At 66.8% G+C, this 15,849-nt stretch carries 13 protein-coding genes and 2 pseudogenes; 9 read left to right on the top strand and 6 right to left on the bottom strand.

The window, feature by feature from the left end; all coding sequences use genetic code 11:
• From DLJ59_RS32215 to DLJ59_RS32205, 3 genes are all read right to left on the bottom strand, one after another.
• Positions 1 to 277 (bottom strand): GOLPH3/VPS74 family protein (locus tag DLJ59_RS32215; RefSeq protein ID WP_148096989.1); only part of this gene is annotated, 277 nt, incomplete at its 3' end.
• Positions 278 to 287: 10 nt separating this feature from the next.
• Entirely contained in the window at positions 288 to 1,301 is a 1,014-nt protein-coding gene (locus tag DLJ59_RS32210; RefSeq protein ID WP_124777742.1) for an acetamidase/formamidase family protein, read from the bottom strand.
• On the bottom strand, positions 1,298 to 2,701 hold the full coding sequence (locus DLJ59_RS32205) for an APC family permease (RefSeq protein WP_124777740.1): 1,404 nt from the start codon (positions 2,699 to 2,701) through the stop codon (positions 1,298 to 1,300). Before DLJ59_RS32205 ends, DLJ59_RS32210 begins: the two co-directional genes overlap by 4 nt.
• Before the next feature lie 570 nt (positions 2,702 to 3,271).
• Here DLJ59_RS32205 and DLJ59_RS32200 point away from each other — a divergent pair.
• Positions 3,272 to 3,862: a hypothetical protein gene (locus DLJ59_RS32200; RefSeq protein WP_244236338.1), complete on the top strand. Its 591-nt coding sequence runs from the start codon at positions 3,272 to 3,274 to the stop codon at positions 3,860 to 3,862.
• Here the strand turns inward: DLJ59_RS32200 and DLJ59_RS37730 are convergent.
• Entirely contained in the window at positions 3,852 to 4,121 is a 270-nt protein-coding gene (locus DLJ59_RS37730; RefSeq protein ID WP_244236337.1) for a hypothetical protein, read from the bottom strand. The two genes, DLJ59_RS32200 and DLJ59_RS37730, sit on opposite strands and share 11 nt — an antisense overlap.
• A gap of 213 nt (positions 4,122 to 4,334) precedes the next feature.
• On the opposite strand from DLJ59_RS37730, the gene DLJ59_RS32190 reads away from it, so the two are divergent.
• Positions 4,335 to 4,922, top strand: coding sequence for an HD domain-containing protein (locus DLJ59_RS32190; protein WP_124777734.1), 588 nt, complete (start codon positions 4,335 to 4,337; stop codon positions 4,920 to 4,922).
• The gene (locus DLJ59_RS32185; RefSeq protein WP_124777732.1) at positions 4,919 to 5,899 is read left to right on the top strand and encodes an aminoglycoside phosphotransferase/kinase family protein; all 981 of its coding nucleotides are present in this window, start codon (positions 4,919 to 4,921) and stop codon (positions 5,897 to 5,899) included. The genes DLJ59_RS32190 and DLJ59_RS32185 overlap by 4 nt, the downstream gene beginning before the upstream one ends.
• A 212-nt stretch (positions 5,900 to 6,111) precedes the next feature.
• Here DLJ59_RS32185 and DLJ59_RS32180 read toward each other — a convergent pair whose 3' ends face one another.
• Both DLJ59_RS32180 and DLJ59_RS32175 read right to left on the bottom strand, forming a co-directional pair.
• On the bottom strand, positions 6,112 to 6,777 hold the full coding sequence (locus DLJ59_RS32180) for a 2'-5' RNA ligase family protein (RefSeq protein WP_124777730.1): 666 nt from the start codon (positions 6,775 to 6,777) through the stop codon (positions 6,112 to 6,114).
• Positions 6,774 to 8,129 carry a helix-turn-helix domain-containing protein gene (locus DLJ59_RS32175; RefSeq protein ID WP_124777728.1) on the bottom strand — a complete coding sequence of 452 codons (1,356 nt, stop codon included), beginning with the start codon at positions 8,127 to 8,129 and terminating at the stop codon, positions 6,774 to 6,776. Before DLJ59_RS32175 ends, DLJ59_RS32180 begins: the two co-directional genes overlap by 4 nt.
• A 390-nt stretch (positions 8,130 to 8,519) precedes the next feature.
• On the opposite strand from DLJ59_RS32175, the pseudogene DLJ59_RS38155 reads away from it, so the two are divergent.
• The 6 genes and pseudogenes from DLJ59_RS38155 to DLJ59_RS32150 all read left to right on the top strand — a co-directional run.
• Positions 8,520 to 8,606, top strand: a pseudogene (locus DLJ59_RS38155) (NUDIX hydrolase); the annotation flags it as partial.
• A gap of 714 nt (positions 8,607 to 9,320) precedes the next feature.
• Positions 9,321 to 10,509, top strand: a pseudogene (locus DLJ59_RS37720) (alpha/beta hydrolase family protein).
• A gap of 651 nt (positions 10,510 to 11,160) precedes the next feature.
• The gene (locus tag DLJ59_RS32165) at positions 11,161 to 11,439 is read left to right on the top strand and encodes a hypothetical protein (protein ID WP_124777724.1); all 279 of its coding nucleotides are present in this window, start codon (positions 11,161 to 11,163) and stop codon (positions 11,437 to 11,439) included.
• Between the two features lie 26 nt (positions 11,440 to 11,465).
• A complete protein-coding gene (locus tag DLJ59_RS32160) occupies positions 11,466 to 12,167 on the top strand; it encodes a hypothetical protein (protein WP_124777722.1) in 702 nt (233 codons plus the stop codon).
• Positions 12,164 to 14,149 (top strand): hypothetical protein, encoded by a 1,986-nt coding sequence (locus DLJ59_RS32155; protein ID WP_124777720.1) that lies wholly within the window; start codon positions 12,164 to 12,166, stop codon positions 14,147 to 14,149. Before DLJ59_RS32160 ends, DLJ59_RS32155 begins: the two co-directional genes overlap by 4 nt.
• Positions 14,150 to 14,228: 79 nt before the next feature.
• On the top strand, positions 14,229 to 15,761 hold the full coding sequence (locus tag DLJ59_RS32150) for a hypothetical protein (RefSeq protein WP_124777718.1): 1,533 nt from the start codon (positions 14,229 to 14,231) through the stop codon (positions 15,759 to 15,761).
• Positions 15,762 to 15,849 lie beyond the last annotated feature (88 nt).

Below are 15,849 nucleotides of genomic sequence, written 5' to 3'. Positions count from 1 at the left end.
GTGGGTGGGTGTGGCGGATGGTGGCGGTCGCGGCGTCGGCGATCAGGTCCCCGACTGGCCGGTCGACGTGCGGGTGTATCCGTTGGTGGCTGGCCGGGCGGGTGTCGTCGTTCGGGTCGAGGGTCACCCGCCCGGCCAGGTACAAGTCGATCAGGACCGCGCCCGCGAGCCCGAGTGCGAGGGTTTGCCGGTGCACGTGGAGGTGTCCGGTGTCGTCGTCGTGGCCGAGGAGGAACAGGTCATCGCGCAGCGGCAGGCGCGGGATCGACGCAGTCATTCGAGGGCTCCTACCGCAGCCCAGCGGTGAGCCGCCGCAGCCGCTCGTGCGCCCCGCCATAGGCGGGTCCGGGGGCGGGGAGCAGGGTTTTGTCGACGGCGGCGACGACGGTGTAGTTGGGGTCGCACACATTGCCGATCGGCGCCCGCCCCGCCTGCGACACGAGCTGATACGCGTCCAGGATTTCCAAGCCGGTCAGGGCGCTGGCCCAGCCGACGAGGTCGTGCTGGGCGATGCGGTAAGCGTCCTCCAATGGACGGGCGCACCCGATCGTCAGGATGTCCCGGTCGGTCTCCAACCGCGGCCACCGCGTGCTGACGCCTTTGATGACGTCGATGGCGAGGGTGGTGGTCGTGGCAATCTCCACGCCGACGCCGCAGGCCTCGCCCTCGCCCTGGCGGGCGTGCCCGTCGCCGAGGGCCAGCATCGCCCCGTGGACATTCACCCCGAGGTAGAGGGTGGTGCCGGCGCGCAGGTGCGGGGTGTCGAGGTTCCCGCCGTGGGTGTCGGGCACGAGTGTGGATCGGGCCTCGAACCCGCCGGGGGCGACACCAATCGTGCCGATCATCGCGTCCAGCGGCAGGTCCACGCTGTGGTCGCTGCGCGTGGCCTGAAACCGTACGGTCCCGGCCTGCCGGTCGATGCCGTACACCCACACCCGCTCCTCCAGCGGAGGCTGCAGGGTGGCGGTGTGGGTGGTGGAGGTCAGTGCCCCGAAGTGCGGGAACGTCGAGGACACGCCCCAGTCCCGGGTCGGGGTGATGGCGGCGAGGTGGACGGCGAGGGTGTCGCCGGGCTCGGCGTCCTCGACGAAGAACGGCCCGGACACCGGATTGAGGTACGGCAGGCGACACACCTGCGACGGCAGGTCCGCCGGCCCCCTCACGAGACCACCGAAGCAGTCCTCCGTCACGACGGTGAACACGTCCCCGCCGCGCACGTGCGCCACCGGCATCCGACCGCCGAAGGTGTACGCCAGCTCATCTCGGGCGGGCCGGTAGGTAAACGTCTCCATGCCGGTCACACCCGCTCCACGTGACGCGCCTGCGGCTGCGCGGGCGCCAACCCCGACAGTGCCGGCCGGCGGCCCGACAGGTACAAGCCGGCCAGGACGATGATGCCGAGGGCGAGCCACGCCAGGCCGAGGCGCTGGGCGGCGATGTTGGCGTTGACGACCACCCACACCAAGATGGCGAAGCCGACCGCGGGCATGACCAGGTGCGCCCACCAGTTCCCGCTGCGCTCCCGGATGAGGTGATGCACCACGACCGAGACGTGCAGGACCAGGAACGCGACCATCGCCCCGAAATTGATCAGCGACGACAGCAGGGTGATTCCATCCGCCCGGGTGGCCATGTACAGGCCCAGCGCCAGGGACACCGCGCCGGTGAGCAGCGTCGCCTTGATCGGCACGTTTCGACGGATCGACACCTTCGCCAGGAACGCCGGCAGCTGCCGGTCCCGGGCCATCGCGTACAGCAGCCGAGACGTCGCGACCTGCGCGACCATCGAGTTCGGCAACCCCCACGCAATCGCCGTGGCCACCGCGCACACCGTCGCCAGCCAGCCCCCGCCGGCCACGGCGGCGGCGTCATAGAAGGCAGTGCCGTTCGGATCACCCTCCGCAAGAAGCACGCCGGGGTCGGGGACGAGCATCGCCGCCAGCCACGTCTGCGCGATGAACAGCACCCCCGCCAGGATCAGGACGGCGGCCATGGCGCGGCCGATCTGACGGGAACCGTCCCTGGTCTCCTCCGCCAGCATGGAGATCCCGTCGAAGCCGAGGAAGGACAGCACGGCGATCGACACCGCCCCCGCCACCAGCGACCAGGTGAAGGTGTCGGCGTTGTAGAAGGCGTCCCAGCTGAACCGGCCCCTACCCGAGGCGAGGGCCCAGCCGGCGACGGCCAGGAAGACCGCCAGGACGATCAGTTCGCCGACGAGCATCACCCGGGTGACGGCCGCCGTCAGGCGGATCCCGACCGAGTTGACGATCGTGTTCACTGCGACGAAGCCGAGGAGCCACAGCCACACCGGCACCGCCGGGACCGTGGCGTGCATCGCCACCGATGCCACCAGGTACAGCAGCCCCGGGACGAGGACGTAGTCGAGGAGGATCACCCAGCCGGCGAGGAACCCGACCGGCGGGCTGATGCCGCGGCCGGCGTAGTTGTAGACGCTGCCCGACATCGGGAACGCCTTCACCATCTGTGCGTACGAGAACGCCGTGAACACCAACGCCACCACACCGACCGCGTACGCCAGGGCGACCATCCCGCCGGAGCCGGCGTACACGTTGCCGAAGATCGCCATCGGCGCGATCGGCACCATGTAGACCAACCCGTACGCGACCAGATCCCGGAACCGCAACTGACGAGACAACTCCTGGCGGTATCCATAGCGGGCCAAATCCTGCTCGTACACAAATTCCTCCGCGGGTTTCAATAATCAGTGATTGGAATATTGCGTCTGCCAAATACGCCGACCGAGTGAAGCAGGCCATCGATGCACCTGCTCGTGGACAGGCCCGTCGGCGGGAGAGTTGCCGGCCGATCGACGCCAGCAGTTGCGGCGCGATGACCGAATGCGCCACCAGCGGTGGGATCAGCAGGAGCATGAGCCTCCTGGCAACAGGCACCGCCACCTTCCCTCGGTGAGTTGGCATCGCTGGCTGGTGACTACAGCGCAGCGGCGGCGATGACGCCGGCATAGAGCGACCTAAGACGAAATTGATCAATGTCGGCCAGTCCTGCCAGGGGGTTCTGACAATCCACTGACAATCCCGGCATCGCCAACATCCGCCGTAGATACATGTCAGCGAATTGTCGGAGATGAACGGCAGCCCTTATCGACACGGCCACCGACGACTTCTGATGTTTGAGTCAGCGCCCGCGTCGACGTCGCTGGCGATGAGGGACCGCAGCCGCGATGCGGCGTGACGGTCTGCCGTGTCCACGACCCCATGGGAGGGCATGCACCATGACCATTTCATCCATGCCGGAGGTCGGAGAGGTCGGCCGTCGGGCCGCCGAGATCCTCGACAAGATGCAGGCGCACCCGGTCTACGGCCGGCTGAAGAGCTCGTCGATGAAGTACTCCACGTGCTGGGCCACATTCACCGGCTACCCGGCAATCAGCCGTTGGTCGCTGGAGCGCGATGCCGCGCCGCTGCTGGACGAAGCGCTGCGCGTGCTGGCGCTCAAAGCTGCCGTGTTCGATCTTTCCGGCGGCGACGAGCGTGCCGCTGAACTTCTGGTGCCGGCGCCGGTGGACGAGATGATCCACGCCGTGCTGGCCCAGTTCACGCTGATGACGCGCCTGCAGAGCGACTTGGGCGTCACCTTCCCCCATGCCACCGAGTTGGAGCAGTTCACCTACACCCGCGGCGGCATCACCGACGCCTACTACGCCGCCGCCGGGTGGGGAGAGCAACCACTGCGGTACTGGCTGGACTCGGCCGAGGTGAATCGACGTCTCGGGCTGCTCAACGAGCGCTACCAGGCGGCCGGCCTCGGCCGGGATGGACGCAGCCACGACTTCGACTTCGACCGGAACGAGCGGCTCGCCGCCGGGGTCAGCGGTTAGCCAACTCCACCGACAGCACCCGCCGCAGGGCCGTCACCGCTTCTTTCGCTCCGAACCGTTCGGCGGCCAGCCGCTCGGCGCGGGCAACAGTGGCGAAGATCCCTTCGGCGGGTGCCTGCCGCAAGACGGCTACGAGCCAACCATCCAGATCGACCACGTCGGCGGGCAACTCCAGCGCCGCCGCCGTAGGCGCCGGTCGGGGCGCCTGATCGGGGACCAGTTCCCCGTCCGAGGCGTACCGGCCGGCGGGAAGGCCCACCCGGAACGGATGAACGCAAACGGCGACTCCGTCCGCGGTTGCCCGCCACCCAAGGTCAGGTCGGTACGCGAATTCGGGTCCCGGCCGGTCGACGACATCGAACTGGCCCGGCCCGAGCTGCTGAGCCGGACACACCACGCAGGTCTGTTCACACCATTGCGGAAGGGGCCCCGGCATGCCGCCGATCGTACGGCAATCAGGAGGTACCAGGGTATGACGGTCTTATCGCCTCCCCGCCCCGCCGCGATCGAACGCGCCCTCCGCGACACTCGAACGTGGTGCGCGGGGCACACCATCGACGACCGACCAGCCCTGGTCCACGCGCTGCGCGTCGCAGTGACCATCGGGCAACACGTCCCCGCCCCAGGACAGGACGTCATCGTCGCCGCGCTCCTGCACGACGCACCGGAATTCGCCCCGACAGACACAGACATCTACCAGATCCTCACCGCCAACTACGGGAGCGAGGTCGCCCGGATCATCGCTGCCCTTCAGGCCGAACACCGCGCCCTTGATGAACCCGACCCGCCCATCCGCGTCGACGACCAGCCCGTCCTTCTCGCCTCGACCGCCGACAAAATCGTCGCGCTGACCTCGCTGCTACGCCGGGCCCAGAGCACCGGCAATGCATCGGACTTCTTTGACCGGCGCGCGGCGCTACGCGGACTACTGCCGTACTTCCGGGCCTACCAACGCGCCGCACATCCTCGGCTGCCAGCCAGCATGTCGGCGCACCTCCACACCGCCCTCACGCCGCTCGAGCGCGCCACTGCTTGTGCGCAGGGCGTGGGTGCGCGGTGAGCAGCGCCATGCTCGATGATCAGCTCTGCACGCAGCTACGAGGTGACCTGCTCGCCGCATCGCGGCGGGTACCGACGCGGCGACACATCATCCAGACATGGGAGCTGTCCTCGGTCGAGCGCTGGTTCTTCCCCGATGGCAGCAGCCTGATCTGCAAGATAACCGCCGCACCGTTCACCGGCGAAGCGACCGTCCTTTGCGCGCTCAACAACCAGCAAGCCCCAGTCCCGCTGCTGAACGGCTACACAATGCGCCCTAATGGTCTGGGCATGCTGATGGAGGACCTTGGCGAGCCGAGCCGGACCGTGACGCTCGCGGAGGCTGCCGCCACGGCCCAATGGGCTCACGCCACTGCCGGTATCCGCAACCTCCCGACCTTCGACGAAGGGAGCTTGGCGCAGCTACCGGGGCAAGGTCTGGACGCGTTAGACGAGCTCCGTCGGCAAGGGCGCTTCACCCACGATGCGGAAGGGATTGAAGCGGTGCTGCAGCGACTCGCTGCCACCGCACGACACAGAGCCGACGGTGCCGAGCGACCACCGTTCGGGCTGTGCCACGGCGAATTCCACCGCACGTCGCTGCACGTCAGCCGCACTGGCTGCCGCCTCGTTGACTGGGCCAAGGCGTTCACCGGACCGGGCCTACTCGACCTGGCCACCTGGTTCGGCACCCGCAGACCAACCGAACCCCGACTCCTCGGCAAACTCATCCACGCCTACGTCGCAGCAGGCGGCCACCCCGATGCCGAAGCCGACCGGGGCGGGCTTCCCGCTGCCCGATGGGCGCTGGGCTGGCATCGGGTGTGGGCAGCCTGGTGGCTGCTGACTACCGCCGCCGCTGGCCACCACCCTGCCTCCGCCGATCGGCGCCATACCCAAGTCGTCCTCCGGCAACTCCAGGGCGCACTGGACCTGCTCGGGACACCTTCGCCTATCAGCGCCAGCCGCCCATCACCTACTGCAGGAAGGTCCTCGTGAAGCGCCTTGTCGTCGACACCGACGGCTCGTCCTGCTACTTCCGCACCTCCGTCGGAGGCGACGGGCGCAAGGCGTTGGTGCGGGTCACCGAACGGTGCAACCTGCATGCGCCCATTGGTTCGTCTCCTCGAATGCCGCCGGGTCCGACCTGTCCCCGGGTCGACTTCATCGCCCCGTGCTGCCACGGCTTCTCGCCGCCCGCGTCGAACGCCTCACGCGTCAAGGGGCGTAGTCGCCACTGTTGTCCACCGGTAGCTGCGGTGTTCTCGACGTAGCGCAATCAACGATGCTTGTCGGATGGTCACCCGGGCGGGTTGCTGGTGGCGGAGGTCGTTAAGGCGGGTGCGGATTGGTCCGGTCGGTGCCTGACCGCCGCTGTAGGCGATCGTCACATGTGGCCGAAATCCATCTGAGGCCTCCGGCACGGTCTGCCATACCGCGCCGATGGCACCTCGGATGGTGGCGCGGAGATGTTCGAGGCGGTCCCAGGGACGGACGAGCAAGCCGATTCCTTCGGCGTCGGGGTCGACCGGCCCGAGCGACAACTCCAGCGGCGGCAGGCCGGCGCAGCGTCGGCGAGTCTCGGCAACTACCGCTGCGACGTCGGTGTTGGTGACCTCGTCAGTGAAGCCGAGACCTTGCATGGTCAGGTGAAGCCCGTCGAGCGGCACCAGGTCCAGTCCGGGCAGAGCGAGTTGACGTTGCAGGTCGGCGACGAGGTGATGGAGTTCAGGTTGATGTTCGAAGGTGAGGTGCCAGGTGTAGAACTGGCGGTCGGCCCGCCAGCCCGGGCGCCAGTACCAGTGGTTGGTGAGTTTGGGCAGGTCCTGGTAGGCGGTCCAGCGCTGATGCTGGCTGGCCAGTTCCCGGCTGCTCATGACAGCGATGTTAGAGCGGCCTGCCCGGTGTCAGCGACCTGTGTGCGGTCGGCGAGCAGGTCGGCGACGTGCCGTAGCTGCGGGTGGCAAGCGAAGGGGTGGGCAACCGCGAGGAACTGACGGGCGCGTTGGCTGACCGATTCGAAACGCTGGTCCGCGGTGAGGGTGAGCGCCTCCACCGCCAGTGCGCCTGCTTCCTCGGGGTCGGGGCTGTTGGCGTGCAGGTGCGCGGCGGCCAGGTCGAGGCGGCAGAGTGCACGCGGGCCAGCCAACCCTGCGGTGTCGAACGCGGTGATTGCGGTGGTGAGATGGTTGGTGACGCCCGCGGTGCGGCCGAGCGCCAGGTAGGCGGTCGCCGCGTTGGCCGCGGTCCTGGCCGGGCAATACGGGCCGAGGGCGAGGCTAGCGCTGACCGACGAGCCGGCCGGGTAGTCGGACAGCATGGTGAACGCGTGGTCGACGGCGCGGTCGACGCCGTACCGGTCTCCGAGTCGGGCGAGGGCTCGCGCCTGACCGTTTATCGTGAGGCGGATGCGGTGCCCGCTGGTGCCGCCACGCCGCAGGCCGTCCTGGGCGTAGGCCAGGGCGTCATGGTAGTCACCGGCGTAGAAGGCGATCAGGCTTTGCGTGGCCCGTGCCCAGGCTTGCGCCTCGGACTGCTCGGCAGCCTCGGCGAGGTCGAACGCTTCGGCGGCATAGGCGTGAGCCGCACCGAAGACGCCGAGGTCAAGGGCGAGTGCGCCGAGAAGTCCGGATAGGTGAGCGGCGACGGCGTAGAGCCGGGCGCGCTGCGGTGGGTGCTGCCGGCCTTCCATGAGCTGGTCGACGTAGGAGCGCAGCGGTCGCATACGCGCTATGAGGATTACCGGGGTGAGACGCTCGTTGTCGGCGATTGCCTGGCGGACCTCGTTCTCCAGATACGCGAGACGAATGTTGTCATCGACGGAAGACTTCAATGCCAGCCGGCGGGCATCGATGCGGTCCTCGCGTTCCCACAGAACAGCACCGCCATTCGCTCCAAAATCGTCGCGGCCAGCATCGGTCGGCGTCGCCAGCCCCGACGCGCTCTTGGCCTCCTGGATCGCCGATGAGCGTTGTCGTTGACGGTTCAGCTCGGTGATGCGGTCGTACTCCCTGACGAGCATGCCACCGGCCTGCAGCACGGTGTCGCAGCGCGCCCAGAAGGCACGGTCCGGGTGCTGGTGACCGGTCTCCGTGTTCGCCACGGAGCTGCGGCCGTACTGCACGAGCCGCGCCAAGTCGTGCTGGGTGTGACCGCCAGCCCTGCGCAACTGCGCGAGTCGGCGGCCGAGCTCGCGGCGGGCCGCCTTCGTCTCGTCGCTGTCAGCCATCGCTGTTAACCCCCCGGTCTACTGCAGACGTGCGGTCACGATGTGTGCAGACGATAGCTGCTGCCTGTGAAATCGTTCCGGGTCGGCCGTGCAGCGCCGAGCATCTGAGCGAGCACCGGCGCCGTCGACGGCCGCTGCGAGATCGGGCAGCATCGTCAGGTTCCCATTGTCGGTAGCGGCGGCAGCCCGTGGCAGGACCACAATGTCGAAGTTTTGTCGGAGTCTTATATCGGCATTTGCCGACAATGTCGGCGCACGTCACTGCGGGCGCGTCGACCGGTCGGTGTCCGGTCCCTGCATGCCCTCCGAGCGTCGGACGCTACCGCCAGCCTGCCTCGCAAGCTGATGACAGCTGGACTGCTGATCACCGATGGCGACGAGCGGGTTTAGCTGGTCGAACCGGCCTACAAGGCGCAATGGGAGATCCCCGGCGGCTGGATCGAGGCTGACGAGTCTCCGTACCAGGCCAGAATCCGGGAGTGCCGGGAGAAGCTCGGCCTTGACCTGACACCGACCCGCGTGGAAGTTGTTCGAGGAGGACCTGTGAGCCTGGGCGACAGGATCGCTGAAGTGTCGGTCAACGACGCCGTCCGCGCCTCTGTGAGCTATGACCAACCTCGTACCGGTGGTGACGGCCTGTACTGGTTGGAGGCTCGTCCCGACGTCGGCGGGGGTACGACGGTTACACGGTGGCGGTCCGGCGAGGGCAAGCGTGATGTCAGTCCGAAGGGCTTCGATGTCGCCAGCGGCGTTCACGCGTACGGAGGCGGGTCGTTCGCTGTCGCCGAGGGGACGTTGTGGTGCGTCGGCCGAGATGGCCTCTACCGGAGCCGCCGTCACGGCGATGAACTCGAATTGGTCAGCCATGGATCCTTCGGTGACCTGACGATCGGCGACGGTGAGTTGCTGGCTGTGCGCGAGTCGGAGCAGGGTGACGAACTCGTCGCGGTGTCGCTCACCGGGGCTCCGCAGGTACGGACTCTTGCCCTGTCGCGGGGGTTTCTCGGTGCCCCTCGGCCGAGTCCGGATTGGTTGGCCTGGACCGCGTGGAGCGAGCGCGATATGCCCTGGGACGCGTGTGAGGTGTGGGTGGCCTCCTACCCGCCGCGTGGTTCGGTCGAGAGCGCAGTGAGATTGGCCGGTGGTCCGGGTGAGTCTGCGGTGGAGCCGCGGTGGGGACCCGACGGGGCGTTGTACTTTGTGTCGGACCGCAATGGCTGGTGGAACCTCTACCGGTGGAACGGGCTCAAGGTGGAGGCGGTGGCGCCGATCGCGGGTGAGTGCGCCGCGGAGCCATGGGAACTGGGTTACGCGTCTTACGGCTTCCTCGACGACGGTCGGATCGTCGTGGCGGTTCAGGAGGGGCCGCGACACCGACTCGTCATCATTGAGCCCGGCGGCGCTGTCCGCCCGGTCGACCTCCCGTACACGTCGCTCAAGCCGTACCTGGCCGTGCAAGGGACGACGGTGGCGTTGATCGGATCATCACCGACTGCGGCCCCGCAGGTGGCGCTGATCGACCTGGCTGACGCCGATCCTCAGGTGGAGGTGCTTGCCACGTCGGAGCACGCCGGACTCGACGGGGCGCGAGTATCGGTGCCGACGGAGCTGCGCGTTCCAGTGGCCAATGGTCGGGAGGTGGTTGCCCTGGTGTATCCGCCGACGAGCGCGGCGGCGGACTGGCGGGCACCGGTGATCGTACGCGCTCATCCTGGTCCTACCGCCTCCTGCCTGCTGCGCCTGGACTGGCAGGCGCAGTTCTTTACCAGTCGTGGGTTCGCCGTCGTTGATGTCGACTACCTGGGTAGCACGGGGTACGGCCGGGTGTTTCGGGAATCGCTGTACGGCCGGTGGGGCCTGGACGATGTCGATGACTGCGCGGCGGTGGCGGTGCACCTGCTCTCGACGGGGTGGGCGGTGCCGGGGCAGGTGTTCATCCGTGGTGCCAGCGCCGGCGGATACACCGCGTTGCACGCGGTGGCACAGGACGGCCCGTTCGCTGCTGTCACCGCTGTGTCGGCGATCGTTGATCCTGACCGGTGGGCGGAGACGGTGCCCCGGTTCCAACGGGCGCACGCGATGCGGCTGCGAGGTGGTGCCGGCCCGGTCTGTGCCGCCGATGTCCAACGGCCGGTGCTGCTCATTCACGGCACCGCCGACGAGGTGGCCGTGGTCGAGGATGTACGCGAACTCGCCAACGAGTTGACGTCTCTCGGCATGGTGCCCGAGTTGTTGCTCCTTCCCCATGTCGGCCACTTTGTTGCGTCGTCCCGTCAAGCGGGCGCGGCGCTGGAGGCAGAGCTGGCTCACTACCGCTCGGTAATGGCGGATGCCGCCAACGATCGACGGGGGTTACACAGCGGCTAGCGGTAGTCGGTGACGCACGTACTGGTCGAACTTGCGGATCTCGGGCTCGCACCGATAGGGCTCAAGGTCGGTCTACACCTCGACGATGCGTGCAGCAGCGCTAAACCATTACGGGTAAGGGCGACGTCTAGGCACAGTTCGTCCAGCACCGCGCAGCACACCTCGGCCAGGCTCCTGCAGTTGATGCCCGCACTCCGGAGAGCTTCACCAGAGACGTTCGGCGCCTGATGGTCGGCGCACCTCGCACCACCGGTGACTGGCATGCCGCATTCGAGAACGCCGGGGCAGCCTTGCACCGCCAACGGGAGAGGGGCTGGCTCACGCGTGGCCCACGACCGGTACCGCATCGCACGTGATCTTTTACTGGAACAGGCTCGGAGCACCCGCCACCGCCCAAGTCACCCTCGCCTATGCGGCCCAGAAAGCCATCTTCAGTCCGCCCGATCCGCACCAGGGCGGAGGTTAGACGCACCGCCCCTCCGGTTCGAGATTCAGCGTCGTCACGTCGATGCGGCGTCTGCGGCACGTACCGTACTTCCCCGCAGTCGCAGCGCACTATGGCGCTGACGTCGGAGCAGCTCAGGCATCTTGTTGACCGACCAACTCTACGATGATGAACACTCGGTGGAGACGCGGCAACGCAAGGTCATCGTATGCTCTGAACATGGGGGTTGAGGATGCCAACATCGTTGGATTAGTAGGCGTCGAGTACCCGCCCGCAATTTTGCCGGGCAGGATCCTCGTCGGACCGCCATGGAGCTTTCAGGAGCGCGGGAGCCGCTCGGGCGTCACCGACCTTGATGACCAGCATGACGACGCCGTCGGCGGTGGCAACAACTCGTGGTTCCTGAACTTGAAGTCGTCCCCGCTGTCGTTCGTCCCGCTACACAGCCAGCATCGCGGGCTTCGGCGCTTGCGCGAGAGGCAGGCGTCGGCGGCATGACGCGAGGCGTGGGTTCGGATGTAGCCATGACACAGCCGGTGGTGGGCGGCTCAGCGGTTCGCCCGGAAGCAACTGTGATGCAGCACGCAATCCGGCTTCTGGCCATCCTGAGCGAATGCGGCGAGCCGGTTAAGGCTAGCGACCCGCCGGAAGCTATCGCGGTCATTCGAGCAGAGCTGCGGCTGCAAGCCTTGGACTTCTGGTTACGAAACCCGGACTACCTGGCTGGCGAGTTGCTCACGAAGGTGGAGGACCACGACCTGCCGGTGAACTACCTGAGCGTGGTCGAGCACCTGCTCAACAGTCCAGAGCCAGACCTGCACTGGTATCCCATGCCGCGATGGCACCACGGTGCCTACGAAGCGATCGATGACGCATTCTCCGTGCTCAGCGCCTACGGCCTAGCGCTGGTTCGGCGGATGGGTGGGGTGCAGAGGACAGCGCGCAGCCAGTTCTTCCTGACCGATGCGGGGCGGGCTGCGGCCGCAGATCTGGCGCAGGAAAGGGTGTTGTCCTGGTACACCGAGCAGGCGAAGCTGGTCGCCCTCGTCGCGGGCACTGACAACGGGAGCAGCCTAAAGCAGCGGCAGTACCAGCAGGCGGAGTACGCGCGCACGAAGCTCGGGGTGAACATCGCGCCCATCCACTCTGCCGTACGCGGGCGGCTCGAAGCGTTCAAAGCCGCGGTCGGCGGGTCGTTGGCTCCCGTAGCAGGAGGACAGAAATGACCAAACTCGGGGACGCCGTCGCTCAGGACCTTGCGCGCCGGGGAAAGCCGATCGACCAGTCCCGCATCGAGAGAATCTTGCTCGACGCCGGTGTCTCCTCGACGGCGTCTCGTGGCGTCCCCGCTCGGCTTCGCGTCCGGCGAGTACGGGTCACTGGGGAGAAGCTGTACTCGGAGACACCGAAGGACGAAACGCCGGCGGCGGACATGAAGACGGCACCCATCAACCTGGATTGGCAGCCCGGAGACGGCGTCAACGGTGTGGGTAGTGAGGCAAACCTGCGAGGAAAGTCGTCGGTCCTGCACTTCGCCATGTGGGCGTTGACAGGGCGCAGCCATTTGCAGGCAGACGTCGAGTCATGGGTTGACCATGTCTCTGCGGAGTTCCACGTGGACGAGGTGCCGCTGTTCGTCGAGTTTGACGTGCGCGACGGGATGCCGACGGGCACCGTCACGCAGAAGACCATATCGGGCCTTGCAGTCCTGGGGTCCTTCTCCGGGCACGTTGAGTTCGAGTCGTTGATGGGATCGGTGATGCTCGACCGGCTGCGCCTTGATGCCATCTCGGTGTTCTCCAAGGGGGCCGAGACGGAGCATGCTTGGCCGTCGTACGCTGCTGCTTTGACCGTTCACGCTGACAAACTTGACCCGATCGTCGGTAATGAAAGCACCTTGAAGACTCGGATCCTGCAGATGTTTGTCGGCACGAGATGGGCTGCGATCGATGCGCAGGTCGCGACCGCGTTGAACGCGGCTGACTTCAAGCGCGAAGTCCTCGTGGAAAAGCGTCGAGCAGCGGCATCCGTGACCACGTCAGCTTTGGAGCAGGCAGAAAATCGTGTCCGCGAGGCGCAGGCGGCCCTGGAGGCGTTCGACCCGACGGAGCCTGATGTGGATTCAGTCTTCGCGTTCGCCTCGGATGCCTCTGCGCGAGCGCAGGAGGCTCACGAACTGTCAATGCAGCTCATGCTTGCCCGTTCCGCGCTCTTAGCGGCTCAGGAGCAGTTGCGTACCGAGCAGATGAGTCGGCAGGCGGCCGAGGAGGACGCTGTAGCGCGCCGATTGTTCAACGGGATGACACCAACAGCATGTCCCCGGTGTGCGGCGGAAGTGACTGCGGCGCGGTACGCGGCTGAGGTGACGGCCCACGAGTGCTCGATGTGCAAGAACGGACTCAAACTTCCTGCGGACCCTGACGAGGCGGCCTCTGCGGTCGCCGCAGAGAACGAGGTTGAGGAGCCGGTTGACCCCTTAGAAGCGCTCCAGGCGGCTGTCGCGGAGGCCAAAGCAGATATCCACCAGCTCGAAGGCGAGTTCCGTGAGGCTGACCAGTCCCGGCTCGATGCGCAGAACGCGGCGCAGCGAGGCCGCAGTAGCCTAGGCTCCGCTCGCGCTCGACTGCAGGCTGAAATCGAGCTGGCCCGGGCAGAAAGCGCCTTGGAAGCGTTGCGGGAGGTGGCGGGTCCCCAGCCGTCATCGTCGATCGACGGCGAAGATCATTTTGTCCTTGAGACCGCCTCGAAGCTGACGAAGAAGTGGGTCAAGGAGGATCAGGATCCCCTTCTGGGAGCCGTATCGCTGGCGATCGCCCGCCTCGCCCGCGAGTTTGGGTCCACCAACATCATCGCGGTGACCCTCAAAGGCAACGGCAACATGGACGTGGAGAAGGGTGGCGCCGTCACGGGCTACAGCGGGCTGACCAACGGTGAGAAGCTGAGAATTAAGCTCGCTGCTGCCATCGCGCTGATCGAAATCGGGCACAGCGACGGAGTCGGACGGCACCCCGGCCTGCTGTTCGTCGACTCCCCGGCTGCGGAGGAGATCCCCGAGGCTGACCTGCGAACGATGCTCAAGGCCATGGCTACTGTTGCCGAGAAGATTGACTTGCAGATCGTCGTCGCTACTAGACACGGTCGGATACTGAGCGGAGTCATCGGGCCGCCGAACCTCTTGGTCGCTACAGGTAGCAACTTCGTGTGGTGACACTTAACGTCGGACACAGTCGTGCTGGTGGACAGGCACCGCGCAACGACTGGATCCGGTTGAATCAAGAGGAGGAGCCGTGCCCGATCCGCTCGATCCAGCTGTCACCGGCGCTGAGTTCCTCCGAAGCCTCACTGGCGGGCCGCCTCCAGAGGACCTGGTCGACCGGATTGGTGGCTGGGATGCGGTAGAGGTGCTGGCACCGACCCTCGTCGACCAACCGCTGCTGACCGTGGCAGTCTCGCTGCTAGCCCGTGATGCTGGCCGCGCCGCCGCGACGGGCGGGAACCTCGCTCAAATCCAGCCTGCCGCATTGGCACTGACAGATGCGGTGCTTGGAAGCAGCGACCCATTGCAATTCACACAGAACATCAACACCATTTGCGCCGAGACCGTCCTCGCCGGGATGGTTGGTCCCAAGGTGGCGGCGACGTGCCTCACACTCGCCGTCGCGCCACGCACCGACGGTGATGACCCTCCTCCGGCCGCCGTCATCCGTCACGCGGTCGCGTTGGAGGCCCTTGCACGGTTAGCCGTGCAAGGGCATGCCTCAAAGAACAAGCTCTTAGGGGTCTTAGAGGACGTGGCCGAGCCTCAGCCGCGTCGTTACGCACAGGCTGTCGTTAGGACGGTCGGCCTTGCCTTCGACCACTGGACGGCCGACGAGGATGTTGCCGACGTCATCGACATTCTCACAGGAGAGAAGGCGCCGACGTACAAGACACCGCCGGCTGCCGACGTCCTTGCCCGCAACGACGAATACCATCGCGACATCGCGGCCGACGCATTGTGGGCGAAGGCAAACGTAGAAATCGCTCGAGCGTTGCGCAGCACACAGACCGCTCAGATGCTCGATCGGCTCACCGCCGCACTCGAGGCGCTGGAACTCGTCACAGCGCTCGACGACCGCGGCGACGCGAAGATGCTGCGCTCCACCCTGCGTCTGCTCCAAGACTTGCTGCTATCGCTGACTGGTTCACCGGCACCACAAGACGCCGCAACCTGGAAAGCTTCGGTCGCAGACGCCGAGCAAGCCGCACGACAAGCCCGCGAGTTCGCCACTGGCGCGTACGGGCTCAATCATTGGAGCGGCGACCGCAAGCTCGCCGTCCTTGAGGGTTGGAGCAGACTCGCCACCGACCTCGCCTGGCTCCGTGACCAGCTCAGCCGTGACAGCCTCTACGACGCTGCCGTGGTACTCGATAATGTCTTGGCCATCTACTCCGCGTCCCGGTCCTACGCCGTCACCCGCAGCGCCCACGGCATAGAAACCGTGCTCGAAGTTCTGCGGCCAGCCATCGCCACTGGCTTCGCCGCCCGGGCCGGGATGCTGCGACACCTCAACGACCACACCGAGCGACTGCGCCAGCGCGTCACCGCCGCGCTAGAGGCCGGCAACGATGCCTCAGAGCTTCAAAAGCGGCTGACGACAGCTGAGGCGGTCCTCGGCGACGCACGCGCAAGCCTGCTCCAAGCCGGGGAGCCGCCGGGAAAACCGCTGCAGCAGGTGGCGGACATTCCGCCCCTGCTGGCCGAGTTGTTTGGCCCACACGCCTCCCTCACCGCAGCCCTAACTAAGGGACGTCTCGTAACCCCGACATCTGTCTGTTGAGGACGATCATCCAGGATGTCTGGGTGCAGGTGATCTCCGCAGCCCGGCCCGAGTGGATCTTCCCGTTCACCGGGTTGCAGCCGGCTCA

This window comes from Micromonospora inaquosa, assembly GCF_003857055.1.
Lineage (GTDB): Bacteria > Actinomycetota > Actinomycetes > Mycobacteriales > Micromonosporaceae > Micromonospora > Micromonospora inaquosa.
This window is presented reverse-complemented; position numbering and strand designations above follow the sequence as displayed.

Bases quoted from the DNA above. Each gene is read 5' to 3' on its own strand.
- DLJ59_RS32200 (WP_244236338.1), top strand. From the start codon at position 3,272: ATGCCGGAGGTCGGAGAGGTCGGCCGTCGGGCCGCCGAGATCCTCGAC.
- DLJ59_RS32190 (WP_124777734.1), top strand. From the start codon at position 4,335: ATGACGGTCTTATCGCCTCCCCGCCCCGCCGCGATCGAACGCGCCCTC.
- DLJ59_RS32180 (WP_124777730.1), bottom strand. From the start codon at position 6,777: ATGAGCAGCCGGGAACTGGCCAGCCAGCATCAGCGCTGGACCGCCTAC.
- DLJ59_RS32175 (WP_124777728.1), bottom strand. From the start codon at position 8,129: ATGGCTGACAGCGACGAGACGAAGGCGGCCCGCCGCGAGCTCGGCCGC.
- DLJ59_RS32165 (WP_124777724.1), top strand. From the start codon at position 11,161: ATGGGGGTTGAGGATGCCAACATCGTTGGATTAGTAGGCGTCGAGTAC.
- DLJ59_RS32160 (WP_124777722.1), top strand. From the start codon at position 11,466: ATGACACAGCCGGTGGTGGGCGGCTCAGCGGTTCGCCCGGAAGCAACT.
- DLJ59_RS32155 (WP_124777720.1), top strand. From the start codon at position 12,164: ATGACCAAACTCGGGGACGCCGTCGCTCAGGACCTTGCGCGCCGGGGA.